Source organism: Litchfieldella rifensis, assembly GCF_042646605.1.
Classification (GTDB): Bacteria; Pseudomonadota; Gammaproteobacteria; order Pseudomonadales; family Halomonadaceae; genus Litchfieldella; species Litchfieldella rifensis.
In genome coordinates, this window is record NZ_JBHRUG010000049.1 from 54,815 (window position 1) to 77,298 (window position 22,484).

Annotated in this window: 22 protein-coding genes; 18 read left to right on the top strand and 4 right to left on the bottom strand. The window is 63.9% G+C overall.

What is annotated here, in order from left to right:
* The 3 genes from ACFOEV_RS21935 to ACFOEV_RS21945 all read left to right on the top strand — a co-directional run bounded on the left by ACFOEV_RS21935 (position 1) and on the right by ACFOEV_RS21945 (position 2,651).
* On the top strand, positions 1-1,125 hold the full coding sequence (locus tag ACFOEV_RS21935; protein ID WP_386777172.1) for an ATP-binding protein: 1,125 nt from the start codon (positions 1-3) through the stop codon (positions 1,123-1,125).
* Positions 1,126-1,294: 169 nt separating this feature from the next.
* Positions 1,295-2,176, top strand: coding sequence for a uroporphyrinogen-III C-methyltransferase (gene cobA / locus ACFOEV_RS21940; RefSeq protein ID WP_386777174.1), 882 nt, complete (start codon positions 1,295-1,297; stop codon positions 2,174-2,176).
* 37 nt (positions 2,177-2,213) lie between these two features.
* Positions 2,214-2,651, top strand: coding sequence for a septal ring lytic transglycosylase RlpA family protein (locus ACFOEV_RS21945; RefSeq protein ID WP_386777176.1), 438 nt, complete (start codon positions 2,214-2,216; stop codon positions 2,649-2,651).
* Between the two features lie 37 nt (positions 2,652-2,688).
* Here ACFOEV_RS21945 and ACFOEV_RS21950 read toward each other — a convergent pair whose 3' ends face one another.
* Genes ACFOEV_RS21950 through ACFOEV_RS21965 form a run of 4 tightly spaced genes read right to left on the bottom strand, consistent with a single transcriptional unit; the run spans position 2,689 to position 6,414 of the window.
* The gene (locus ACFOEV_RS21950) at positions 2,689-3,774 is read right to left on the bottom strand and encodes an ABC transporter substrate-binding protein (RefSeq protein WP_386777178.1); all 1,086 of its coding nucleotides are present in this window, start codon (positions 3,772-3,774) and stop codon (positions 2,689-2,691) included.
* Positions 3,771-5,144 carry a sensor histidine kinase gene (locus ACFOEV_RS21955; RefSeq protein ID WP_386777180.1) on the bottom strand — a complete coding sequence of 458 codons (1,374 nt, stop codon included), beginning with the start codon at positions 5,142-5,144 and terminating at the stop codon, positions 3,771-3,773. The genes ACFOEV_RS21950 and ACFOEV_RS21955 overlap by 4 nt, the downstream gene beginning before the upstream one ends.
* Entirely contained in the window at positions 5,141-5,803 is a 663-nt protein-coding gene (locus ACFOEV_RS21960) for a response regulator transcription factor (RefSeq protein ID WP_386777182.1), read from the bottom strand. Before ACFOEV_RS21960 ends, ACFOEV_RS21955 begins: the two co-directional genes overlap by 4 nt.
* Complete coding sequence (locus tag ACFOEV_RS21965) at positions 5,800-6,414, bottom strand: helix-turn-helix domain-containing protein (protein ID WP_386777184.1); 615 nt, start codon at positions 6,412-6,414, stop codon at positions 5,800-5,802. Before ACFOEV_RS21965 ends, ACFOEV_RS21960 begins: the two co-directional genes overlap by 4 nt.
* Before the next feature lie 209 nt (positions 6,415-6,623).
* Between ACFOEV_RS21965 and ACFOEV_RS21970 the strand changes: the two genes are divergently transcribed.
* The 15 genes from ACFOEV_RS21970 (at position 6,624) to ACFOEV_RS22040 (ending at position 22,278) form a co-directional block, all read left to right on the top strand.
* A complete protein-coding gene (locus tag ACFOEV_RS21970) occupies positions 6,624-7,610 on the top strand; it encodes a Bug family tripartite tricarboxylate transporter substrate binding protein (protein ID WP_386777186.1) in 987 nt (328 codons plus the stop codon).
* A complete protein-coding gene (locus ACFOEV_RS21975; RefSeq protein WP_386777188.1) occupies positions 7,610-8,062 on the top strand; it encodes a tripartite tricarboxylate transporter TctB family protein in 453 nt (150 codons plus the stop codon). The genes ACFOEV_RS21970 and ACFOEV_RS21975 overlap by 1 nt, the downstream gene beginning before the upstream one ends.
* Positions 8,062-9,588 (top strand): tripartite tricarboxylate transporter permease, encoded by a 1,527-nt coding sequence (locus ACFOEV_RS21980; RefSeq protein WP_386777190.1) that lies wholly within the window; start codon positions 8,062-8,064, stop codon positions 9,586-9,588. Before ACFOEV_RS21975 ends, ACFOEV_RS21980 begins: the two co-directional genes overlap by 1 nt.
* Positions 9,589-9,797: 209 nt before the next feature.
* On the top strand, positions 9,798-11,600 hold the full coding sequence (locus tag ACFOEV_RS21985; protein WP_386777192.1) for an acyl-CoA dehydrogenase C-terminal domain-containing protein: 1,803 nt from the start codon (positions 9,798-9,800) through the stop codon (positions 11,598-11,600).
* 358 nt (positions 11,601-11,958) lie between these two features.
* Positions 11,959-13,251: an urea ABC transporter substrate-binding protein gene (urtA, locus tag ACFOEV_RS21990; protein WP_386777209.1), complete on the top strand. Its 1,293-nt coding sequence runs from the start codon at positions 11,959-11,961 to the stop codon at positions 13,249-13,251.
* A gap of 105 nt (positions 13,252-13,356) precedes the next feature.
* A complete protein-coding gene (gene urtB / locus ACFOEV_RS21995) occupies positions 13,357-14,949 on the top strand; it encodes an urea ABC transporter permease subunit UrtB (RefSeq protein WP_386777211.1) in 1,593 nt (530 codons plus the stop codon).
* A 6-nt stretch (positions 14,950-14,955) separates the two neighbouring features.
* The gene (gene urtC, locus ACFOEV_RS22000; RefSeq protein ID WP_386777194.1) at positions 14,956-16,047 is read left to right on the top strand and encodes an urea ABC transporter permease subunit UrtC; all 1,092 of its coding nucleotides are present in this window, start codon (positions 14,956-14,958) and stop codon (positions 16,045-16,047) included.
* Entirely contained in the window at positions 16,044-16,877 is an 834-nt protein-coding gene (gene urtD / locus ACFOEV_RS22005) for an urea ABC transporter ATP-binding protein UrtD (RefSeq protein WP_386777196.1), read from the top strand. The genes urtC and urtD overlap by 4 nt, the downstream gene beginning before the upstream one ends.
* The gene (gene urtE, locus ACFOEV_RS22010; RefSeq protein WP_386777197.1) at positions 16,877-17,584 is read left to right on the top strand and encodes an urea ABC transporter ATP-binding subunit UrtE; all 708 of its coding nucleotides are present in this window, start codon (positions 16,877-16,879) and stop codon (positions 17,582-17,584) included. The genes urtD and urtE overlap by 1 nt, the downstream gene beginning before the upstream one ends.
* Positions 17,581-18,486, top strand: a complete 906-nt coding sequence (locus tag ACFOEV_RS22015) for an urease accessory protein UreD (RefSeq protein ID WP_386777199.1) — start codon at positions 17,581-17,583, stop codon at positions 18,484-18,486. Before urtE ends, ACFOEV_RS22015 begins: the two co-directional genes overlap by 4 nt.
* 166 nt (positions 18,487-18,652) lie before the next feature.
* Positions 18,653-18,955 carry an urease subunit gamma gene (ureA, locus tag ACFOEV_RS22020; protein ID WP_386777201.1) on the top strand — a complete coding sequence of 101 codons (303 nt, stop codon included), beginning with the start codon at positions 18,653-18,655 and terminating at the stop codon, positions 18,953-18,955.
* Between the two features lie 10 nt (positions 18,956-18,965).
* Positions 18,966-19,316: an urease subunit beta gene (locus tag ACFOEV_RS22025; RefSeq protein WP_386777203.1), complete on the top strand. Its 351-nt coding sequence runs from the start codon at positions 18,966-18,968 to the stop codon at positions 19,314-19,316.
* The gene (gene ureC, locus ACFOEV_RS22030) at positions 19,313-21,016 is read left to right on the top strand and encodes an urease subunit alpha (RefSeq protein ID WP_386777205.1); all 1,704 of its coding nucleotides are present in this window, start codon (positions 19,313-19,315) and stop codon (positions 21,014-21,016) included. Before ACFOEV_RS22025 ends, ureC begins: the two co-directional genes overlap by 4 nt.
* A gap of 55 nt (positions 21,017-21,071) precedes the next feature.
* Positions 21,072-21,593 (top strand): urease accessory protein UreE, encoded by a 522-nt coding sequence (ureE, locus tag ACFOEV_RS22035; RefSeq protein WP_386777207.1) that lies wholly within the window; start codon positions 21,072-21,074, stop codon positions 21,591-21,593.
* Entirely contained in the window at positions 21,583-22,278 is a 696-nt protein-coding gene (locus tag ACFOEV_RS22040) for an urease accessory protein UreF (RefSeq protein WP_386777213.1), read from the top strand. Before ureE ends, ACFOEV_RS22040 begins: the two co-directional genes overlap by 11 nt.
* Positions 22,279-22,484: the final 206 nt, after the last annotated feature.

The window sequence follows — 22,484 nt, forward strand, 5'->3', positions numbered from 1 at the left end:
ATGAACGCTGATGGCCACGAGGAGGCGTTGCGTGCGGAGATCGTACGCCTCAACAAGATCGTCCAGTCGCTTATGGATCGAGCGGAACGGGACATGAGCAACCAGGGGTCCACCTTCGGCCTGTTTCAGAGCACGATCGTGCTGGAGGGGCAGGTGCGCAACCGTACCCGGGACCTGGAAGCGGCGCTGCGTGAAAACGAGAAGATGACGCGCGCGTTGCAAAACGCCAAGGAACGGCTGGAGGGTGAGAAGGAGGCGCAGCGGCAGCTATTGCTCAAGCTCGAGGAGGCCCACGTCCAGTTGCTGCAGTCGGAAAAGCTGGCATCCATCGGCCAGCTTGCCGCCGGTGTCGCCCACGAGATCAACAACCCCATTGGCTTCATCAACTCCAATCTGGGTACCCTCAGTGAGTATGCCTCGGCGCTGCTAAAGCTCATCGAAACCTATGAGATGGGGGAGGCTCTGTTGCGTGCCAACCCGGAACTGTCCGCCAGGCTCGATGACGTCAAGAAAGAGGCGGATATTGCCTTTGCGCGTGAAGATATCCTCTCACTGATCGACGAATCGATCGAGGGCACCCAGCGGGTCCGGGATATCGTACAGTCTCTACGTGATTTCTCGCGTCCAGGCGAGATGGGTTGGGAAATCGTGGATGTGCAACAGGGCATCAACAGCACGCTCAATGTGGTACGCAACGAAGTCAAGCACAAGGCCGAGGTGGTTCTGGAGTACGGTGACCTGCCACCGGTCGAGTGTCTGCCGTCACAGTTGAATCAGGTCGTGATGAACCTGGTGGTCAACGCCGCCCAGGCGATTCCGGATTACGGGAACATCACCATCAGGACGAGTAGCGACGGCGACCGGATCGCGATAGCGGTCACCGATACCGGTTCCGGTATGGCGGCCGAGACCTGTGCCAAGGTGTTCGATCCGTTCTTTACCACCAAGCCCGTGGGCAAGGGTACCGGTCTCGGCCTCTCCGTGTCGTACAGCATTATCGAACGCCATAACGGCCACATCGATGTACAGAGCGAACCCGGCGTTGGGACGACGTTTACCGTGATCCTGCCGATTCGGCAGACACCGACAACGGAACGCGATGACCTGTCTTCCGGGGCGGGTTAACCATCGTTCGCTCTGACTTTGCCAGATCAGACTGAAGTGGCGCGTGTCTGACACCCGTAGCGGAACGTTATAAACTTCCAAGCAGAGGTTACTGGCCAGTCCTCCGCAAAACCCTTATCGTTGGCTATATATAATCCCCTTTATAGATCTAACAGGTATAAATGGCGCCATGACGACCGCCGATCCTTCCCAAGTCGATGCCGCTGACGATCACGCCCGTCTGGCCGCGTTGCGTGACTTCCCCCGTGGCCAGGTGACGCTGATCGGCGCCGGGCCGGGTGATCCGGAGTTGCTGACCCTGAAGGCCTTGAAGCGCTTGCAGGTGGCGGAAGTGATCCTGCACGACCGCCTGGTGAGCGGTGAAGTGCTGGCGATGGCCAACCCCCGGGCACAGCGGCTCTATGTGGGCAAGGCGCGCTCGCGGCACAGCCTGCCCCAGGACGGCATCAACCGGGCGCTGGTGGAGTGGGCGCGGGCCGGCAAGCGGGTGGTGCGCCTGAAGGGCGGCGATCCCTTCATTTTCGGGCGTGGCGGTGAGGAGCTCGAGGCGCTGGCCGCTGCGGAAGTCGCCTTCGAAGTGATTCCGGGCATCACGGCGGCCTCGGGATGCGCCGCTTATGCGGGGATTCCGCTGACGCATCGCGACCATGCTCAGTCGGTACGGTTCATCACCGGCCACCTGCAGAACGGCAGCTGCGAACTCGACTGGCCGACGCTGGCGCACCCGGGACAGACGCTGGTGTTCTATATGGGCCTCGGCAGCCTGGATATCATTCGCCACCAGCTTCAGGCCCATGGCTTGGCCGGCGAAACACCGCTGGCATTGGTCGAGCAGGGCACGACCGCCCGTCAGCGAGTCCATGTCGGTACCCTGGCGGCTCTGCCGGCGAGTTTGGTGGATGGCGATGTGAAACCGCCGACCCTGATCATCGTCGGTGAGGTCGTCGCGCTGCACGATCGCCTGGCCTGGTTCGACGACGGGCGGGCGACGAGTCGGGGCTGGCAGGAAGGCAAGCATCCGACGCCGCAGTCCAAGAGTCACACCGCCTGAGGAAAGGAAGCACCTGAATGGAACAAGGAGTTCGCTGATGGTAGACAATCACTCGACCTGGCGGGGGCATGGGCGTGCCGCCCCGGTCGGCGTTTGGATATATGGCTTGGCCATGTTGCTGGTGACGGTGCTGCTGTCGGGTTGTGCAAGCCGTGATGTACACCGGACGGGAGCTGTCGATTTCAAGGCCGAGGAGGGGCTGGCCTCCTTTTACGCCGACCGGTACCACGGGCGACGCACCGCCAGTGGCGAGCGCTTCGACCAGCAGGCATTGACCGCGGCGCACCGCACCTTGCCGTTCGGCACGCGCGTCAAGGTGACCCGCCTCGACAACGGTCGCCACACCGTGGTCCGCATCAACGACCGGGGACCTTTCGTACGCGGTCGTATCATCGACCTGTCACGCCAGGCGGCGCGGGAACTGGGCATGGAGGCCGATGGCATGGTCTCGGTACGGATCGCGCCGGCACCCTGATGCCTCCGACTCGATCATCGTCAGCGACGTCATTGGGTCAGGGGTGGGGCCGGCCGGACCAGCGTTGATATTCCCGTGTCCAGCGGGCCAGCAGCGCCTCGCGTTTGAGATCGTCGAGGGTGGCCAGTAGCCCTGGCCCCAGGCGGATCGGGCGCAAGGCCTCGCCCAGGCGGGCGCGTAACTCGTGTGCCGTGCCAGGACCTTCCAGTGCTGGATGCACCGCGCCCAGCGTCGTCTGTTCGCCAATCACCCGTTGTCCCGTCTCGCTGAGCAGGTAGTCGAGAAAGCGTCGCGCCGATTCGGGATGTGGCGCTTCGCGGGGAATGAAAGCCAGGCGCTGGGTGACCAGCGCGTAATCGCGCGGGATCACCATCTCCAGTTGTGGATGGGCGGCGATGAAATCGCTGGCGTAGCTGCCGAGCAGGTTGTAGCCGAGCAGGTAACGTCCCTCTGCCAGTCCTTCGAGCATCTCCCCCGTGGTGCCGACCAGCTCCGCATCGACGCCGCCCAGGGCGGCAATCAGGTCCCAGTAGCGCGGCGACAGGCGCACCTCTTCGATGGCATAGGTGTAGCCGGCACCGCTGCGTGCCGGGTCGTAGGTCACCACGCGTCCGCGTAGCGCCTGGTGGCGGGCTTCCAGCAGGTTCAACAGGTCGGCGTGGCTGGTGATGGCGCCGAAGCGTTCGGCCAGCTCGCGGCGATAGACGATGACGATCGGTTCGAAGGTGAGGCCGAACAATTCCCGACGCCAGCGTGCCCAGGCCGGCCAGGCATCGGCGCTCGGTGTCCTCAGCGGCTGGGCATGGCCGTCGTTGGCCAGCCGGTACTGCCAGGGCATGGCCGAGGAAATCACCAGGTCGGCCTTGTCCTCGTCTTCTTCGAGAAAGTGACGATGCAGCTCGAGGGTGGTGAAGTTGCGGTAGTGCAGTTCGATATCGGGATGACGCTGGTGGAAATCTTCCAGCAGCGGTTGGATGTACGGCAGGTCCAGGGCGCCATGGACGCTCAGCGAGAGTGAATTTTCGCCATCGCGAGGTTCGGCAGGAAAGTGCAGCGTTTCGTCGGCCAGCCCTGGAAGGCTCAGCCACGCCAGGCACAGGAACAGGCACAGAGACTTGATCATCGGCGATCTCCCATGAAGCGCAGCGCCGCGCGCAGGCCCTTGCCATCTCCGGCGTCGCTCAGCACCAGGCGTGCCCGGTGAGTGCGAGCGATGCCATCGACGATGGCCAGCCCCAACCCCGAGCCTTCGACATCATCGCGACCGCGGTAAAAGGGGCGCAACACCATCAGCCGTTTCTCCGCAGGAATGCCCGGGCCGTCGTCTTCGACCTCCAGGGTGGGAGGGGCAGCCAGGACCCGCACGGTGATGCGTCTGGCGCCATAGCGTCGGGCATTGTCGATCAGGTTGCTCAGCGCTTCTTCGAGCTGCCAGTCGATGCCATCGATCATGACCGGCTCGTCGGTGGTTTCGACGCCGATATCGATGCCGTCGCGATGACAGGCGCTCAAGGCGCTGCGCGTCGCGCTGCGGGCGATGGCATTGAGATCCAGGCGTTGCAGGTTGGGCGTCGCTTCGGGATTGTTGAGGTGGGTCAGCGACAGCAGTTGCACCGCCAGACGAGCGGTGCTGGCACTGGTGGACTGCATGGCCTGCAAGGCCGTGTGCCAGGCCTGGGGGTTATCCTGACGCAGTGCCAGCTCGGCGCGAGCGGAGAGACCGGCCAAGGGCGTGCGCAGTTGGTGGGAGGCATCGCCGATGAAGCGTTCCTGATTGGCACGCACCCGGCGCATGCGCGCAAGCAGTTCGTTGAGTGTTTCGCGCAGTTCGGCGAGTTCGCGTGGCAACGGCAATTCCAGTGGCGCCAAGGTGCGTGGATCGCGCGCCCGAATGGCGCGCCGCAGACGGGTCAGCGGGGACAGGGCGGAGCGCACTGCCAGCAGCACCACGATCACCGCCAACCCCGCCATGGCGGCAATGTAGGCCAGGTTGCCACGGAACAGGGAGAGCGTCAGCGCCCGGCGTCCCTCACGGGTATGCGCCACCCGTACCTCGAATCGCTCGCGCAGGCTCCAGTCTTCCAGGCGGGTGCGACGAATGCCCTGGCGCAGGGGCAGGCCATGCCACTCGACATTGCGATAGTGCAAGGTATCGCCTGTGTCACTGTCGCCGCGTGGGTCGCCTGGCAGGCGGGCATTGCCGGTGATGAAGTTGCCATCGCCATCGAACAGGGCGTAGAACACGCGTTCTTCGGCACTGGTGGCGAGCATCTCCAGTGCCGCCGGTGGTAGATCGAGCCACAGTCGTTCGTTTTGCCACTGGACCTGTTCGGCGATGGCCAGGGTAGCGGCTTCCAGCAGGCGGTCGAAGGCGCGATCGGCGGTTCGTCGGGCATCCAGGTAGGCTTGCACCAGCATCAGGGTGCCCAGCATCACCAAGGGCAGCAACAGCCAGGCCAGCAGGCGGCGGTAGAGGCTGCCCTGCGCCTTCACGGCGCCTCCAGCAGATAGCCCAGGCCGCGCACGGTGCGGACCTCCACTTGGCTGCCGGCGAGCCGGCGTCTCAGGCGGTGAATGTAGACCTCGATGGCGTTGTCGCCCATGGCGTCACCGGCGAAGGCTTCCTCGGTGAGTCGTGCCTTGTCCACCGGTTCACCGGTATGGCGCATCAGGCAGCTCAGCAGCCGCTGTTCGCGAGGCGGCAGGTTGAGGGGGGTGCCGTCCAGCGTGAAGCGCTGGGTCAGGGCATCGAAGGCCAGTACGCCCACTTGCAGGCTGTGGCCGCGGGCCTGGCGACGCAGCAGGGCGCGCACTCGGGCCTCGAGCTCATCCAGGGCGAAGGGCTTGGCCAGGTAGTCGTCGGCTCCCAGGTCAAGGCCGCGTACGCGGTCTTCGATGGCGCCACGGGCAGTGAGGATCAGCACCGGCGTCTCGCTGTCCTGGTGACGCAGGGCCGCGAGTACGTCCAGGCCGCTGCAACCCGGCAGGTTGAGATCCAGCAGGATCAGGTCATAGCCGTGGTTGGGGTTGGCAAGACACTGCCGGGCGGCAACGCCGTCGGCGATGGTCGTGACCCGGTAATCCTCTTGCTGCAGAGCGTCGCCGAGCGTTTCGGCGAGCAACGCGTCGTCTTCGACCAACAGGAGCTTCATCGTGGGCCTCGCTCGGGTTCACCGACAGGTCGTCGCGCAAGTTCGGCCATGGCGGCATCGAGGTGATGCATGGCGTTGTCGCGGGACAGACGCCCGGCTGGGCCGGAGAGGGTCAGCCATAGTGACAAGCCGTCGGACCAAGTGTCCAGTGATCGACATAGCATAAAGCCGCCGGGGAGTTCCAGCGCGGGCTCATCGTCCTTGACCACCGTCCAGCGCATGCCGGGGCGCAGGTCGTGACGCAAGCTGGTATCGGGCAGTGTGACCAATCGGCACTCGGCGTGGCCCATGTCGACTTCGAGCAGGGCGGCGGTTTCGCCGCTGCGCTCGGCCAGGGTGTCCAGTATCGGTTGTATCCAGGCGGCCAGTTGGCGGCTGGGCAGGTGGCGACGCGACAGGCGTACCGGTGTGTGGCCGAGCCGATAACGCCCGTCCTGGCCGCGCTGGACATAATCGAAGCGTTCGAGCGAACCCAGCAGCCGTAGCAGTGTGCTCTTGTAGAAGCCGGTGGCATTCGCCAAGTCGGCCAGCGTGAAGTGATCCTGGGGAGAGTCGAAGGCTTCGAGCACCGTCAGCGCTCGTTCCACGGCCTCGACGCGGTCTTGTGCCATGTGATGACGATGCCTCCTCGAACGGGCAAAGGGGTTCAACTTTGGTCGTAATGGCGCTTTTTCGCGTTGACGTTCCATAACGCGACGCCTAACTTTCCATTCTAAGGAACGTTGTTCTGCCTTACAGAATTGTAAGGTAAGTGACAGCCTTCCGGCAAGCGTGAATTTTCATTTCCAAGTCCAACCAGGATCAAAAGGGGAAAACAACAATGTCGATGAGAACGCCTCTCAAGTTGTTTGCTGCCGCAACTCTGACACTGACTTCCAGCATGGCCATGGCCTTCGAACCGCAGGGCAAGGTCGAATGCCTGGCGCCCGCCGATCCCGGTGGCGGCTGGGATTTCACCTGTCGCAGCGTGGGCAACGTGCTCGAAGAGCTCGATCTGGTACCGCGTAGCGTGCAGACCATCAACATGGCTGGCGCTGGTGGCGGGGTCGCTTATGCCCACACCGTGAGCAAGCGGGCCGGTGACGAGCAACTGCTGGTCGCCGCTTCCACTGCCACCACCACGCGCCTTGCCCAGGGACAGTTCCCGGGCATGAATGCCGATATGGTCAACTGGATCGGTGCCCTGGGTGCCGACTACGGTGTCATCGGCGTGTCGAAGGATGCCGAATACCAGGATCTGCCGGCATTGATGGAGGCGCTCAAGGAGGACCCGCGCAGCGTCAAGTTTGCCGGTGGTAGCGCCAAGGGCGGCTGGGACCATCTCAAGGTGCTGATCGCTGCGAAAGCGGCGGGCGTCGAGAATCTGCCGCGGATCCCCTACCTGTCGTACAACAACGGCGGCGAGGCCCTGACCCAGGTGATCGGTGGGCATGTCGATGCCTTCACCGGTGATATTTCCGAGGCCCAGGGCTTCATGGAGTCCGGCGACCTGCGCGTGCTGGCCGTGCTCTCCGAAGAGCGCCTGCCCGGCGACTTCTCCGACATTCCCACCGCCCGTGAGCAGGGTATCGACGCCCTGGGTCCCAACTGGCGTGGCTTCTACATGCCAGCGGACATCTCCGACGATGCCAAGCAGTACTGGATCGATGCCATGGATACCATCTACGACAGCGAAGAATGGCAAAACGTCATGACCCAGAACGGCCTGATGCCCTTCCACATGAGCGCTGGCGAGTTCGAGAACTTCGTCAAGTCGCAGATTCAATCCATTGAAGACCTGTCCAAAGATATCGGGTTGATTCAGTAATGACCTTCAACGACCGCATCTTCGGGGTCCTGATGATCGTCCTGGCCGTCGCGTACGGCTGGGGCGCCACCCAGTTCCCGGAACCCTTCGGCGGGACCGAGGCTGTCGGTTCCGATACCTTCCCCCTCTTGCTGGCAGTGGTGCTGGCGCTCTCGAGCCTCTACATGATCGTGCGTCCCGACCCGGATAATGCCTGGCCGTGGAGCCGCACCGGCGTCGAGCTGATCGTCGCCGTGGTGGTGTTGGTACTCTACGCCATGCTGCTGCAGCCGCTGGGCTTCATCATCAGCACCATCCTGGCAGTGGGCACGCTGTGCTGGCGCATGGGCGCGCGGCCGGTCAAGGCGTATGTCACCGGGGCCGTCGCCGGCGTGGTGGTGTTCCTGCTGTTCAATTTCGCGCTCGACCTGTCGCTGCCGTTGGGTCTGCTCGAGTTCCTGGAGGTGAGCTGATGGAAACCCTGGGCTTTCTGATCGACGGGTTCGGCGTGGCGCTGGCCCCGCATAACCTGATGTTCGCCCTGCTGGGGGCCTTCCTGGGTACCCTGATCGGCGCGCTGCCGGGGCTAGGGCCGGCCAACGGCGTGGCGATCCTGATTCCGCTGGCGTTCAGCCTGGGGCTGGCGCCGGAGACCGCGCTGATCATGCTCACCGCGGTCTATGCCGGCGCCATGTACGGTGGGCGCATTTCGTCGATCCTGCTGAATATTCCCGGCGATGAGCCGGCGATGATGACCTGTCTCGACGGCTATCCCATGGCCCAGAAGGGCAAGGCCGCCGAAGCGTTGGCGATCTCCGCCGTGGCCTCGTTCATGGGCAGCCTGATCGCCACGATAGGCCTGATCCTGCTGGCCCCGCTATTGGCCAAGTTCGCCCTGACCTTCGGCCCCGCCGAGTACTTCGCGCTGTTCCTGCTGGCTTTCGCCACCTTGGGTGGGATCACCGGCAAGAACCCCATGAAGACGGTGGTCGCTGCCGCCATCGGCCTGATGATCGCCACCGTGGGCATCGACTCCACCGGGGTGCAGCGCTACACCTTCAACGTGCTGGAACTCTATGAAGGGGTCGACTTCATCATCGCCATCGTCGGCCTGTTCGCCATCTCCGAGCTGCTGTTCTTCATCGAGGAGCGCGCCGGCGGCGGCAAGGCAAAGATGGTCGTCAACAAGCTGAAGCTGTCGTGGAAGGACATCCGCGACATCATGCCCTCGAGCATCCGCGGCGGGGTCCTGGGCTTCATCGCCGGGGTATTGCCGGGCGCGGGCGCCTCGCTGGGCAGCTTCATCAGCTATACCCTGGAGAAGCGCGTGTTGGGGCGCAAGGGACGCTTCGGCGAGGGTGACCCGCGCGGGGTCGCCGCCCCCGAAGCGGGCAACAATGGCGCCTCCAGCGGGGCCCTGGTGCCCATGCTGACGCTGGGCGTGCCGGGCAGCGGCACCACCGCCGTGCTGCTGGCGCTGCTGATCTCGCTGAACATCACCCCGGGACCGCTGATGTTCACCCAGAACGCGGACATCGTATGGGGCGTGATCGCGGCGCTGCTGATCGGCAACTTCCTGCTGCTGGTGCTCAACATCCCGCTGGTGGGCATCTTCGTCAAGCTGTTGTCGGTGCCGCCGATGTACCTGCTGCCGATCGTGACCATGGTCGCGTTCGTAGGGATCTACTCGATCAGCAACACCACCTTCGATCTGTATTTCATGGTGGTGTTCGGTATCGCCGGCTATCTCTTCCGCAAGCTGGAAATTCCCTTGGTGCCGATCATCCTCGGCCTGTTGCTGGGGCCCGAGATGGAGAAGAACCTGCGCCATGCGCTGGATATCTCCGATGGCGACTGGACGGTGCTGTGGGGCAGCGGCCTGGCCATTGGCCTGTGGGTCTTCGCCATTCTGGGACTGCTCCTGCCGTATATCGTCGGTCCTATCCTGCGTCGCCGCATGCGGCAGCAGGTAGGCGAAGCGGGCGCTCAGTCCGACTGACAGGGAAGGCTCGAAGCGCCATCAAGCGTGAGGCGGGGGTGTCGGCATACCGATGCCCCCGCTGTCTTTTCGGCCTCGCACAGGAGGCGGACCTGGTATGCGGCGAAGGTCGGCATGACAGCGTATTCGTGCTGATCTAGAATTCAAGCAAGCGTTTGAATCATGCTGAAGGACCTGCTTCCCAGGGATCCGATTCCAGGAGATTGCCGATGGCCAGTTACCAAGCCCCGTTGCGCGATATGCGCTTCATTCTCGACGAGGTGTTTCAGGCTTCGCAGGAGTGGTCGACCATGCCGGCGACCCAGGAATTGGGAATGGACCTGGTCGAGGCAATTCTTGAAGAAGGCGCACGAGTCGTACAGGCCGAACTGTTCCCCCTCAACCAGAGCGGCGATGCAGAGGGATGTCACTTCGACAAGGGAGAGGTAACCACGCCGAAGGGATTCAAGTCGGCTTTCGAGACGCTGGCCCAAGGCGGCTGGTGGGGGCTGGGCGGTAACCCGGAATACGACGGACAGGGCATGCCCAAGATGCTGACCGTCGCTTTCGAGGAAATGCTCTATGCCGCCAACGCCAGCTTCGCGCTCTACCCGGCGCTCAATACCGGCGCGGCACTGCTGCTCGACCACCACGCATCCGACGCCATCAAGCGCCTCTATTTGCCGAGGATGTATGCCGGGGAGTGGCTCGGCACCATGTGCCTGACCGAGCCTCACTGCGGCACCGACCTTGGATTGATCAAGACGCGTGCCGTGCCTGAGGAGGGAGGTACCTACCGCATCACCGGCAACAAGATATGGATCACCGGCGGCGAGCATGACATGGCCGACAACATCGTCCACCTGGTGCTGGCCAAGTTGCCCGATGCGCCCCAGGGCAGTCGCGGTATCTCACTGTTCCTGGTGCCCAAGTTCCTGGTCAATGCCGATGGTTCGCTGGGTGAGCGCAATGCCCTCGGCTGCGGCGGCCTGGAGCACAAGATGGGCATCAAGGGCAGCGCGACTTGCGTGATGAACTTCGACGGTGCACAGGGCGTGCTGATCGGCGAGCCTCATCAGGGATTGGCAACCATGTTCACCATGATGAACTACGAACGCCTGTCGATCGGCATCCAGGGTCTGGGGTTGGGCGAGGTGGCCTACCAGAGCGCCATGGACTTCGCCCGCGAGCGCTTGCAGAGCCGTGCCCCGCGGGGAGCCGTAGCGCCCGACAAGCCTGCCGACCCCATTCTGGTGCATCCCGACGTGCGCCGCATGGCGCTCAATGTACGCGCCTGGAATGAAGGCGGTCGCGCCTTTGCCGCCTTCGTGGCCAGCCAGCTCGATCGCGCCAAGTACCATCCCGATGGCGAGGCCCACGCCGCCGCCGACGATCTGGTGGCACTGCTCACGCCGGTGGCCAAGGCCTTCCTCACCGACCGGGGCTTCGATGCCACGGTGGAGGCCCAGCAGATCTATGGCGGTAGCGGTTATTGCGTCGAGTGGGGCGCCGAGCAGTACGTGCGCGATGCCCGTATCGCCATGGTCTATGAGGGTACCAACGGCATTCAGGCCATGGATCTGGTGGGGCGCAAGCTGTTCCGCAACCAAGGGGCTTACCTGGCCCGCTTCGGCGCGGCCATGCGAGCCGATATGGCAGGAGAGGTGCCCGACGAACTTGACGCCTTCCACCAGGCCGGTCGGCGTGAGCTGACGCGTCTCGAGGAGGTGACCGCCGGCTTGCTCGACCGGGCCGTCGATCACCCCGAAGAACTGGGGGCGGCCGCTGCCGATTACCTCGACCTGCTTGGCCACGTAGCCTATGCCTGGATGTGGTGGAAGATGGCCCGCGCCGCTCACCAGGGGCTGGCTGTGCAGGGACCTGCCGGTGCGGACTTCTATCGTGCCAAGCTGGCGGTGGGGCGCCACTTCATCGAGCGGATGCTGCCACGCACCGAGGCCCTGGCGCGACAGATCCAGGCCGGTGCCGAACCTCTGATGGCCCTCGAGGAGGAGGCCTTTTACCCACAGTAAGCATCGGGTCCCTATCGTCAAGACGCTTCTGGAGACATGGCGCCGGCTTCCTGCCGGCGCTTTCGTGTACGGATGCACCACGAAAGCGCGCCATCCATCGCAGCCGCTCCATTTCAGAGCGCTGCGGGTTGCCATGTGCACCGATACGGTGCCTTGCGAAGCATGAAAAATCCATGATGGTAAATGTAATCATCTGATTTGAAATGTCTTTCTGTGTCGGTCACCGATTTGGCACATCCCTTGCGACAAGCAGGTGGACGACATCCATCCCGGAGTCATCCCCCGCTGGAACTGACGCGATAACAATCAGACTCGCAAGGAGAATCGTGTGAACAATACGACGTTTTCCCCCCGTTGGCTGGCCGCCGTACTCTCGTCCCTCGCCTTGAGCGGCCCGGCGCTGGCCCAGGAAGATCCCATCAAGGTCGGCATCCTGCATTCGCTGTCCGGCACCATGGCGATCAGTGAGTCGACCCTCAAGGACACCATGGAAATGCTGATCGAACAGCAGAACGAGCGGGGTGGCCTGCTGGGACGCCAGCTCGAGCCGGTGGCGGTCGATCCGGCCTCCAATTGGCCGTTGTTCGCTGAGAAGGCACGCGAACTGCTGGCCCAGGAAAAGGTCGACGTGATCTTCGGCAACTGGACCTCTGTATCGCGCAAATCCGTGCTGCCGGTGGTCGAGGAACTCAATGGCTTGCTGTTCTATCCCGTGCAGTACGAAGGCGAGGAGTCCTCGGAAAACGTCTTCTACACCGGCGCTGCGCCCAATCAGCAGGCCATTCCCGCCGTCAACTACCTGATGAACGAGGTGGGCGTCGAGCGCTGGGTGCTGGCGGGTACCGATTATGTCTATCCGCGCACCACCAACAAGATCCTCGAGGCCTATCTCAAGGGACATGGCGTCGCCGATGAAGACATCATGATCAACTACACGCCCTTCGGGCACTCCGATTGGCAGAACATCGTTGCCGAGATCAAGCGCTTCGGCAGCGAGGGAAAGAAGACCGCGGTGGTGTCGACCATCAATGGCGATGCCAACGTGCCGTTCTATCGTGAGTTGGGTAACCAGGGCATCGATGCCGCCGATATCCCGGTGGTGGCATTCTCGGTCGGTGAGCAGGAGCTCTCGGGCATCGACACCGGTCCTCTGGTCGGTCACCTGGCGGCCTGGAACTACTTCATGAGTGTCGATACCGATGCCAACTACGACTTCATCGATGCCTGGATCGACTACACCGGCGATGACATGGCGGTCACCAACGATCCCATGGAAGCGCATTACATCGGCTTCAACATGTGGCTGGAGGCGGTGCGCAAGGCCGGTACCACCGATGTCGACGCGGTCAAGGACGCCATCATCGGCGTGACCGTACCCAACCTTTCCGGTGGCTATGCGGCGATGATGCCCAACCACCACATCACCAAGCCGGTGCTGATCGGCGAGATCCAGGATAACGGCCAGTTCGACATCGTGTGGCAGACGCCGTCCACCGTGGCCGGCGATGCCTGGTCCGACTACCTGGAGGGCTCGCGTGACCTGATGGCCGACTGGCAGGCACCGATGCGGTGCGGCAACTTCAACGCGGCCACCGGCTCCTGTGGTGGCAGCACCGCCGTGGAAGAAGCCCAGGCCGCCCTGGCGGAATGATCGTGTCATAACAACCGTTACCCCGGGCCCTCTTGGACTGCGTGTCGAGGGCCCGGTCATCACGCCACTCGATAGGAAATTCCCATGAAGATCCCTTTGCCGTGCATGAAAAGGATCGTCGACTCATGGCTATTGCTGTGCTTGCTGGCCTGTCTGCCGTCTTTGGCAATGGCCCAGGACGAACGGGCGACAGCAGTGCTCGACGCATTGGACGTCACGTCATATGCCGCCAAGGGGCAGGCTATCGAAACCCTTGCCGGCAGCGGCGACGAGCGCACCCGGCACTGGCTCGAAGCGTTACTCGACGGCAAGCTGCAGCGCCATAAGGAGAGCGGTCGCTTTGTCGTGGTGCTCGAGAACCGCGGTCGTCATTGGCCGGTCGAGGATGCGCTCACCGGAGAGGATCTTGGCAAGATGTCGCGCCGCGAGCTTGACCGAATCGGCATCAACAACGCGCTGCGCGGCCAACTGCAGAGCACCCTGGCAGTCCTCGACCTGAGAGTCGATGACGTCGAGGCACGACGCGACGCCGCCGCGCGCCTGGTCGGTGAAGTCGACGATGAGCTCGCCGGCCCTCTGGCCGAGGTGCTCGAGGACGAGCGGAACGCCGATGTCCGCCGCTACCTGGGCCACGCCCTGGCCATTCATCGTCTCGAACAGGGCGACCTCTCCGCCGTCGAGGCGCTTGCCGGCAGCCTCGACAGCAAGGTCCGGGCGGCGCTCAATGAGGCGACAAGAGGCGATGACGCCGAATTGGCCGATGCCGCACGGCAGGCGCTGGCCAGCATCGAGCAGAAGCTCAAGCTCAATCGCGGACTGGAAACCCTGTACTTCGGCCTGTCGCTGGGCTCAGTGCTGGTACTCGCCGCCATCGGCCTGGCCATCACCTTCGGGGTGATGGGCGTGATCAACATGGCGCACGGCGAGTTGATCATGCTGGGGGCCTACAGCAGTTGGGCGATGCAACAACTGTTGCCAGGCCAGCCCGGACTGGCGGTGATCCTGTCGATCCCCGTGGGTTTCCTGATGGCGGCGCTGGTTGGAATCGCCATCGAACGCAGCGTCATTCAGCATCTCAAGGGTCGCCCCCTGGAAACCCTGCTGGCCACGTTTGGCGTCAGCCTGATCCTCCAGCAGCTGGTGCGCACCTTGGTGTCACCACTGAACCGCACCGTGGTCACACCCGAGTGGATGAGCGGCTCGCTGGCAATCAACGAGGCGCTGTCACTGACCTTGAACCGGCTCTACGTGCTGGGTTTCGCGTTGGTGGTGTTCGCCGGTCTGATGCTGGTGATGCGGCGGACCCGGCTGGGCCTGGAAGTGCGCGCCGTGACCCAGAATCGCGCGATGGCGCGCGCCATGGGCATCCGCGCCACCCGCGTGGACATCCTGACGTTCGCCCTGGGCTCGGGAGTCGCCGGCCTGGCCGGGGTGGCGCTGGCACAGCTGACCAATGTCGGGCCCAACCTGGGGCAGAGCTACATCATCGACTCCTTCATGGTGGTGGTGTTCGGCGGCGTCGGCAATCTATGGGGCACCCTGGTGGCCGGCCTGTCGCTGGGAGTGATCAACCAGGTGCTCGAACCCTGGGCGGGGGCCGTGCTGGCCAAGATCCTGGTGCTCGTGTTCATCATCCTGTTCATCCAGAAACGCCCCCGCGGACTCTTCCCGCAGAAGGGCCGGGCCGCGGAGGGCTGACAGACCATGTGGCTGACACAACCATTCACGGAGCGGTCGACGCAGTGCTTCCTTGGTAGCCTGGTGGTGGCACTGGCGGTAGTGACGGTGCTCAACCTCGCCTTGCCGGCCGATCATCCGCTGCATGTCTCGACCTATACCGTGACGCTGCTGGGCAAGTACTTGACCTACGCCCTGTTGGCGGTGGCGGTGGACCTGGTGTGGGGTTACCTGGGGATTCTCAGCCTGGGTCACGGTGCCTTCTTCGCCCTGGGCGGCTACGCGATGGGCATGTACCTGATGCGCCAGATCGGCGATCGCGGCGTCTATGGTCACCCGGTGCTGCCGGACTTCATGGTGTTCCTCAACTGGGACAGCCTGCCCTGGTACTGGCACGGCTTCGACATGGCCTGGTTCGCCTTCCCGATGGTGCTATTGGCGCCCGGCGCGCTGGCGCTGGTGTTCGGATTCCTGGCGTTCCGCTCGCGGGTCACCGGGGTTTACCTGTCGATCATCACCCAGGCACTGACCTTTGCCCTGATGCTGGCCTTCTTCCGCAACGAGATGGGCTTCGGTGGCAACAATGGTCTCACCGACTTCAAGGAACTGCTGGGTTTCAACCTGAGAAGCGACGCGACCCGCCTGGGACTGTTCCTCGCCTCGGGTATCGCACTGGCACTGGGTTATGTCGTGTGTCGTGTCATCGTCGGCAGCAAGCTGGGCCGGGTCTGCGTGGCTTCTCGTGACGCCGAGGCGCGCACGCGCTTCCTCGGCTATCGGGTCGAGCGGGTGCAGCTGTTCGTGTTCGTGGTGTCGGCGATGCTGGCGGGGGTGGCGGGGGCTCTCTACGTACCTCAAGTGGGGATCATCAACCCCAGCGAGTTTTCGCCGCTGTTCTCGATCGAGATCGTGGTGTGGGTGGCGCTGGGTGGCCGTGCCACGCTCTACGGCGCGGTAATCGGGGCCATACTGGTCAATTATGCCAAGACGGTGTTCACCGGCGTGATGCCCGACGCCTGGCTGTTCGCGCTGGGCGGCCTGTTCGTGGTCGCCACGGTACTGCTGCCCAAGGGCATCGCCGGGTTATTGGGGCGCAGCGGCAAGGAGGTAACCGCATGAACTTGATCCAGTCGCTCGCGCAGCGTGATCGCGTCTTCGATTTCCTGGTGCCGGTGCAGTCGCCGGTGGACGTGCGTCACGGTCCCATTCTGTACCTGGAGGACGTCAGCGTGAGCTTCGATGGCTTCAAGGCCATCGATAATCTCAATCTCACCATCGACGATGGTGAGCTGCGCTGCATCATCGGCCCCAACGGCGCCGGCAAGACCACCATGATGGACATCATCACCGGCAAGACCCGCCCCGATAGCGGCCGGGTATGGTTCGGCAGCCGCCATGACCTGCTGACCATGAACGAGCCGGAGATCGCCTCGCTGGGGATAGGCCGCAAGTTCCAGAAACCCACCGTCTTCGAGGCGCTTTCCGTGTTCGAGAACCTGGAGTTGGCGATGAGTGCCGACAAGCGAGTTCTGCCGACACTAACGGCGCGCATGAACGGCGAGATTCGCAGCCGTATCGACGAAGTACTCGAGATGACGGGCCTCGTCGAGCTACGCCAGCGCTTGGCAGGAATTCTTTCTCACGGCCAGAAGCAATGGCTGGAAATCGGCATGCTGTTGATGCAGCGCCCGCGTCTGTTGCTGGTCGATGAACCGGTGGCCGGCATGACCGAGCAGGAAATGGAGCGTACCGCCGCACTGCTCACCGGTCTCGCCGGCAAGCAGTCGGTGGTGGTCGTCGAACACGACATGGGATTCGTGCGTTCCATCGCCCGCCAGGTAACGGTATTGCATCAGGGCAGTGTGCTGGCCGAGGGCAGCATGGACCAGGTGCAGAATGATCCGCGGGTGATCGAGGTCTACCTCGGCGAAAGCGAGGAGGCCGCCTGATGCTCAAGGTCGACGGGCTCAACCAGTACTACGGCGAGAGCCACACCCTGTGGGATCTCGATCTCGAGGTGCCGCAGGGGGCATGCACCTGCGTCATGGGCCGCAACGGCGTGGGCAAGACCACCTTGCTCAAGTGTGTGATGGGTGAGGTCGCCAGTGGCAGTCTCCTGTTCGCCGGTGACGTGGAATTGACCAAACGGCACGTCGAGGATCGCGCGCGACTGGGCATCGGCTATGTGCCGCAGGGCCGGCAGATCTTCCCGCTGCTGACGGTGGAGGAGAACCTGCGCACCGGCCTCGCGGCCCGCAGCGACGGCAAGCGTGGCAACGGCCGCAACACCATCCCCGAACGCGTCTATGAGCTGTTTCCGGTGCTCGAGGAAATGCGCCACCGGCGTGGCGGCGACCTGTCCGGGGGGCAGCAGCAGCAGTTGGCCATCGGCAGGGCGCTGGTGATCGAGCCGCGGCTGTTGATCCTCGACGAACCAGGAGAGGGCATCCAGCCCAATATCGTCACCCAGATCGGTGAGGTGATCCGCAAGTTGATTCGCGAGGATGGCCTGACCGTACTGCTGGTCGAGCAGAAGCTGCCTTTCGCCCGCAAGTATGCCGACCGCTTCGTGATCATGGATCGCGGCCGCCAAGTGGCCAAGGGACCGATTGCCGAGCTGTCCGACGCACTGATCAAGCGACACCTGACGGTATGACCATGATCGAGACGCTCGAGTCCCGCAGGGTGGACAACCCCTCCGGCCACCGCTTCGATGACCAGCGCCGTTGGGCCGCCTCGCTGACGCTGGGTTTCCAGGCGCGGCCGGAGAAGGGGGGGAGCGTTACCCGACTGACCCGCGCTCGTCACCAGGGCCCGCTGCGGGTCCAGCGTCCCTTCTATCCGGAAGGACAGGGCGGGGCCTGTCATGTCTATCTGTTGCATCCTCCCGGCGGGCTGGTCAGCGGCGATGCCCTGAGCATTTCGGCCCGGGTGGGCGAGGGCGGCCACGCTCTGCTGACCACACCGGCAGCGGCCAAGCTCTATCGTGCGGACAGCCACGAGGTCGCCTGGGAGCAGCACTCGCATCTCAGGGTGGCAGATGGCGCTATTCTTGAATGGCTACCGCAGGAGACGCTGTGCTTCGACGGCTCTCGGGGCGAGCAGAGCACCACCATCGAGCTTGCCGGCTCGGCGCATTGCCTGGGCTGGGAAATCATGGCACTCGGCCGCCCGGCAAGCGACTTGCCGTTCGTCTCAGGACATGTCGAGCAGCGCTTTCGCCTGACCCGCGACGGCCGCCCGTTGTGGCTGGAACGTCAGCCGCTGGATCCCCGGCATCCGCGTTTTCAGGGTCGCTGGGGGCAGGGCGGCGCTACGGTGCAGGCCACGTTGTGGGCGGTGGGGCTCGACGACGCTCAGGCCAGCGTGGAAGCCGTGCGCGAGGCGTTGCCCGCGACATCCCAGTGGGCGGTGACCCAGCGCCATGGGGTGCTGCTGCTGCGCTACCTCGGCGATTCACGCAACCAGGCCTGGGAGCTGTGCCAGCGTGCCTGGGAGGTGTTGCGACCGCTGATGCTCGGCCGCGAGGCCTGTGTGCCGCGGATCTGGTTGACGTAACGGCACTTCGTGCTGGCAACGGGTGACGAGCAGCGGGCATCGAGCACAATACTGCCGAAGCTCGAAGCTCGAAGCTCGAAGCTCGAAGCTCGAAGCTCGAAGCTCGAAGCTCGAAGCTCGAAGCTCGAAGCTCGAATTTCAACGACATGGTTAGGGAGACGCCTGCATGGAACTGACCCCCAGAGACAAGGACAAGCTGCTGCTGTTCACCGCCGCGTTGCTTGCCGAGCGTCGCAAGGCCCGCGGCCTCAAGCTCAACTATCCCGAGGCGGTGGCCTTGATCAGCGCCGAGATCATGGAAGGTGCCCGTGACGGCAAGAGCGTCGCCGAATTGATGAGTGCCGGTCGCGAGATCCTCGGTCGTGACGATGTCATGGAGGGCGTGGCCGAGATGGTCGATGAGGTGCAGGTCGAAGCCACCTTCCCCGACGGCACCAAGTTGGTGACCGTGCATAACCCCATCGTCTAAGGAGCGCACCATGATTCCCGGTGAGTACCAATTGAAGGACGGCGAAATCGAGCTCTGCGCCGGGCGCGAACGCATTACCGTCGAGGTTGCCAACACCGGCGATCGGCCGGTCCAGATCGGTTCGCACTACCACTTTGCCGAAGCCAATCCGGCGCTGGTCTTCGATCGTGACAAGGCCCGTGGCTATCGTCTCGACGTGGCCGCCGGTACGGCGATTCGCTTCGAACCCGGCCAATCGCGCGAGGTGACGCTGATTCCCTACGCCGGAGAGCGCCGTATCTATGGTTTCCGTGGCGAAGTAATGGGCGGCCTACCCTCTAAGGCACCCGGTGCCGCGCCAGGGACAGGAGGGAAGGCATGAAGATCACCCGCCAGGCCTATGCCGACATGTACGGGCCGACCACCGGCGACCGTGTGCGTCTGGGCGACACCGAGCTGTGGATCGAGGTCGAGTGCGACGCCACCCATTACGGTGACGAGGTCAAGTTCGGCGGTGGCAAGGTGATTCGCGATGGCATGGGGCAGAGCCAGCGCATCGACGCCGCCGTGATGGATACCGTGATCACCAACGCCTTGATTCTCGACTGGTGGGGCATCGTCAAGGCCGACGTGGGTCTCAAGGCCGGGCGCATCGCGGCCATCGGCAAGGCAGGCAACCCCGATACCCAGCCGGATGTCGAGATCGTCATCGGCCCGGGGACCGAGATCGTCGCCGGCGAAGGCAAGATCCTCACCGCAGGCGCCCTGGACGCGCATATCCACTTCATCTGCCCGCAACTGGTGGAAGAAGCGCTGATGAGCGGAATCACCACCATGCTCGGTGGCGGCACGGGACCTGCCACCGGTACCAATGCCACCACCTGCACGCCGGGTGCCTGGCATCTCGGCAAGATGCTGCAGGCGGTCGATGACATGCCGATGAACATCGGCTTTCTGGGCAAGGGCAATGCCAGCCTGCCGGAAGCTCTGGAAGCCCAGCTCGAGGCGGGTGCCATGGGGCTCAAGCTGCACGAGGATTGGGGGACCACCCCGGCCGCCATCGACAACTGCCTGAGTGTGGCCGACAAGTACGATGTGCAGATCGCGATTCACACCGACACCTTGAACGAGTCGGGCTTCGTCGAGGACACCCTGGCGGCCTTCAAGGAACGTTGCATCCACACCTACCACACCGAGGGCGCCGGGGGTGGCCATGCCCCGGACATCATCACCGCCTGCGCCAAGGACTACGTCCTGCCCTCGTCCACCAACCCGACGCGGCCTTATACGGTGAACACCATCGACGAGCATCTCGACATGCTGATGGTCTGCCATCACCTCGACCCCAATATCCCCGAGGACGTGGCGTTCGCCGATTCGCGCATTCGCCGCGAGACCATCGCTGCCGAGGATATCCTCCACGACATGGGCGTGATCTCGATGATCTCCTCGGATTCCCAGGCCATGGGGCGGGTCGGCGAGGTGGTGTGCCGTACCTGGCAGACCGCCCACAAGATGAAGGTTCAGCGGGGCTTGTTGCCGGAAGACGAGACACTCGGCGCCGATAACTTCCGTGCCAGGCGCTATATCGCCAAGTACACCATCAACCCGGCCATCACCCACGGCATCGCCCACGAGGTGGGTTCGGTGGAAGTCGGCAAGCTGGCCGACCTGGTGCTGTGGGACCCGGCCTTCTTCGGCGTCAAGCCGGCGCTGATCCTCAAGGGCGGCATGATCGCCGCGGCGCCGATGGGCGACCCCAACGCCTCGATCCCCACACCGCAGCCGGTGCACTACCGTTACATGTTCGGCGCCTTGGGGCGCGCCGCGAGCCAGATCCGCCGGAGCTTCGTCAGCCAGGCCGCACTGGAAGCGGGTATCAAGGAGCGGCTCGGCCTGCACAGCGAGCTTGCTGCCTGCCGTGACGTGCGCAAGGTACGCAAGTTCGATATGAAGCTCAACGACGCCTGCCCGCAGTTGACCGTCGACCCGCAGACCTACGAGGTTCGCGCCGACGGCGAGCTGCTGACCTGCGAGCCGGCCACCGAGCTGCCGCTGACCCAGCGGTATCATTTATTTTGAGCTACGGGCTACGAGCTCGAAACCCGCGGCCCGTAGCCCGAGACTGGGGTTAAACATGCTGAAACTGATCGAACGTCTGGACGCCACGGCCGATGCCATACCGGACGACACCCTGACACTGCCCTATGAGCTGCGTATCCGCGGCCGCCTCAAGGCACGAAGCGATCACGGCCGCGAGCTGAGATTGTTCCTCGACCGTGGCCCGGTGCTGCGCGATGGCGCGCTGTTACGAGCCGAAAGCGGGGAGACCGTGCGGGTGATCGCCGCCGATGAGCCGGTGGCGACCGTCTGGGTGGAGTCAGGACTGCCGCTGGCACGGCTCTGCTACCACCTGGGTAATCGCCATGTGGCGCTGGCAATCGGCGGAGACGATCGCTTGGGGTGGGTGCGTTTCCCGCCAGACCATGTGCTGGAGGAACTGGCCGTGCGACTGGGAGCACGCGTCGAGCATCACCACGCGCCTTTCGACCCCGAGCCCGGCGCCTATTCCCAGGCAGGGCATGGCCACTCCCATGAGCACGGTCAGGGGCATGGCCATGAACACGAACACCACCATGGCCACTCTCATGCCCACTGAGGCGAGCGGTGAGCCAGGCGACGATCTGGCATTACTGGGGTTGTTGCAATTGGTCAGCCCGGCATTGCCGATCGGTGCCTTCGCCTGGTCTCAGGGGCTGGAGAGTGCCTTCGAGCTAGGCTGGGTGGACGACGAAGACGGACTCGGCGAGTGGTTGGCGGGGGTGTTGGACGATGGGTTGGCCCGCTGTGAACTGCCGGCGTTGACACGTCTGCATGCCGCCTGGGCGTCAGGCGATGGCGAGACTATCGAATACTGGGATGACTGGTTGCACGCCAACCGCGAAACGGCGGAGCTCGCTGCCGAGGACCGTCGCCTGGGTACCTCCCTGGCTCGTTTACTCGCTGGCCTGGAGCTGCTGCCGATCTCGCCGGTGCTTCCCGCCGACAGCGGCTATGTGACAGTGTTCGCCTGGACGGCGCATGGGCGAGGAGTGCCGGTGCGTCAGGCATTGCTCGGCTTCGCCTGGGCCTGGCTGGAAAACCAGTTGGCGGTAGCCTGCAAGGCCCTGCCGCTGGGACATACCGCCGCCCAGCGCCTGGTCGAGCGACTGCGTCCCTTGCTGGTCGCCGCGGTGGACAAGGCCCTGAGCCTGGACGACGACCAGCTCGGCCCGGTGTTACCCGGCCTGGCATTGGCCAGCGCGCAACACGAAACCCAGTACTCGCGGTTGTTTAGAAGCTGAGCATTTTCCTGTGGGAGCCCGGTTTACCGGGCGATAGCCGAGGACAAATGCCGGCTTCGAGTCGCCAAGGGTGCCTGTCGTCGCCAATCGCCCAATAAATTGGGCTCCTAGTGCGCCCGCGAAGGCGTGCATTCCGTGTGGTGAAAGTCCACACCGGGGTAAGCCATGACCCCGTAGCCGAAGGTAACTGCGTCGTCGCGAGGCGG

Coding starts and splice junctions, on each gene's coding strand:
- ACFOEV_RS21935 (WP_386777172.1), top strand. CDS start 1: ATGAACGCTGATGGCCACGAGGAGGCGTTGCGTGCGGAGATCGTACGC.
- cobA (WP_386777174.1), top strand. CDS start 1,295: ATGACGACCGCCGATCCTTCCCAAGTCGATGCCGCTGACGATCACGCC.
- ACFOEV_RS21945 (WP_386777176.1), top strand. CDS start 2,214: ATGGTAGACAATCACTCGACCTGGCGGGGGCATGGGCGTGCCGCCCCG.
- ACFOEV_RS21950 (WP_386777178.1), bottom strand. CDS start 3,774: ATGATCAAGTCTCTGTGCCTGTTCCTGTGCCTGGCGTGGCTGAGCCTT.
- ACFOEV_RS21960 (WP_386777182.1), bottom strand. CDS start 5,803: ATGAAGCTCCTGTTGGTCGAAGACGACGCGTTGCTCGCCGAAACGCTC.
- ACFOEV_RS21965 (WP_386777184.1), bottom strand. CDS start 6,414: ATGGCACAAGACCGCGTCGAGGCCGTGGAACGAGCGCTGACGGTGCTC.
- ACFOEV_RS21970 (WP_386777186.1), top strand. CDS start 6,624: ATGTCGATGAGAACGCCTCTCAAGTTGTTTGCTGCCGCAACTCTGACA.
- ACFOEV_RS21975 (WP_386777188.1), top strand. CDS start 7,610: ATGACCTTCAACGACCGCATCTTCGGGGTCCTGATGATCGTCCTGGCC.
- ACFOEV_RS21980 (WP_386777190.1), top strand. CDS start 8,062: ATGGAAACCCTGGGCTTTCTGATCGACGGGTTCGGCGTGGCGCTGGCC.
- ACFOEV_RS21985 (WP_386777192.1), top strand. CDS start 9,798: ATGGCCAGTTACCAAGCCCCGTTGCGCGATATGCGCTTCATTCTCGAC.
- urtB (WP_386777211.1), top strand. CDS start 13,357: ATGAAAAGGATCGTCGACTCATGGCTATTGCTGTGCTTGCTGGCCTGT.
- urtC (WP_386777194.1), top strand. CDS start 14,956: ATGTGGCTGACACAACCATTCACGGAGCGGTCGACGCAGTGCTTCCTT.
- urtD (WP_386777196.1), top strand. CDS start 16,044: ATGAACTTGATCCAGTCGCTCGCGCAGCGTGATCGCGTCTTCGATTTC.
- urtE (WP_386777197.1), top strand. CDS start 16,877: ATGCTCAAGGTCGACGGGCTCAACCAGTACTACGGCGAGAGCCACACC.
- ACFOEV_RS22015 (WP_386777199.1), top strand. CDS start 17,581: ATGACCATGATCGAGACGCTCGAGTCCCGCAGGGTGGACAACCCCTCC.
- ureA (WP_386777201.1), top strand. CDS start 18,653: ATGGAACTGACCCCCAGAGACAAGGACAAGCTGCTGCTGTTCACCGCC.
- ACFOEV_RS22025 (WP_386777203.1), top strand. CDS start 18,966: ATGATTCCCGGTGAGTACCAATTGAAGGACGGCGAAATCGAGCTCTGC.
- ureC (WP_386777205.1), top strand. CDS start 19,313: ATGAAGATCACCCGCCAGGCCTATGCCGACATGTACGGGCCGACCACC.
- ureE (WP_386777207.1), top strand. CDS start 21,072: ATGCTGAAACTGATCGAACGTCTGGACGCCACGGCCGATGCCATACCG.
- ACFOEV_RS22040 (WP_386777213.1), top strand. CDS start 21,583: ATGCCCACTGAGGCGAGCGGTGAGCCAGGCGACGATCTGGCATTACTG.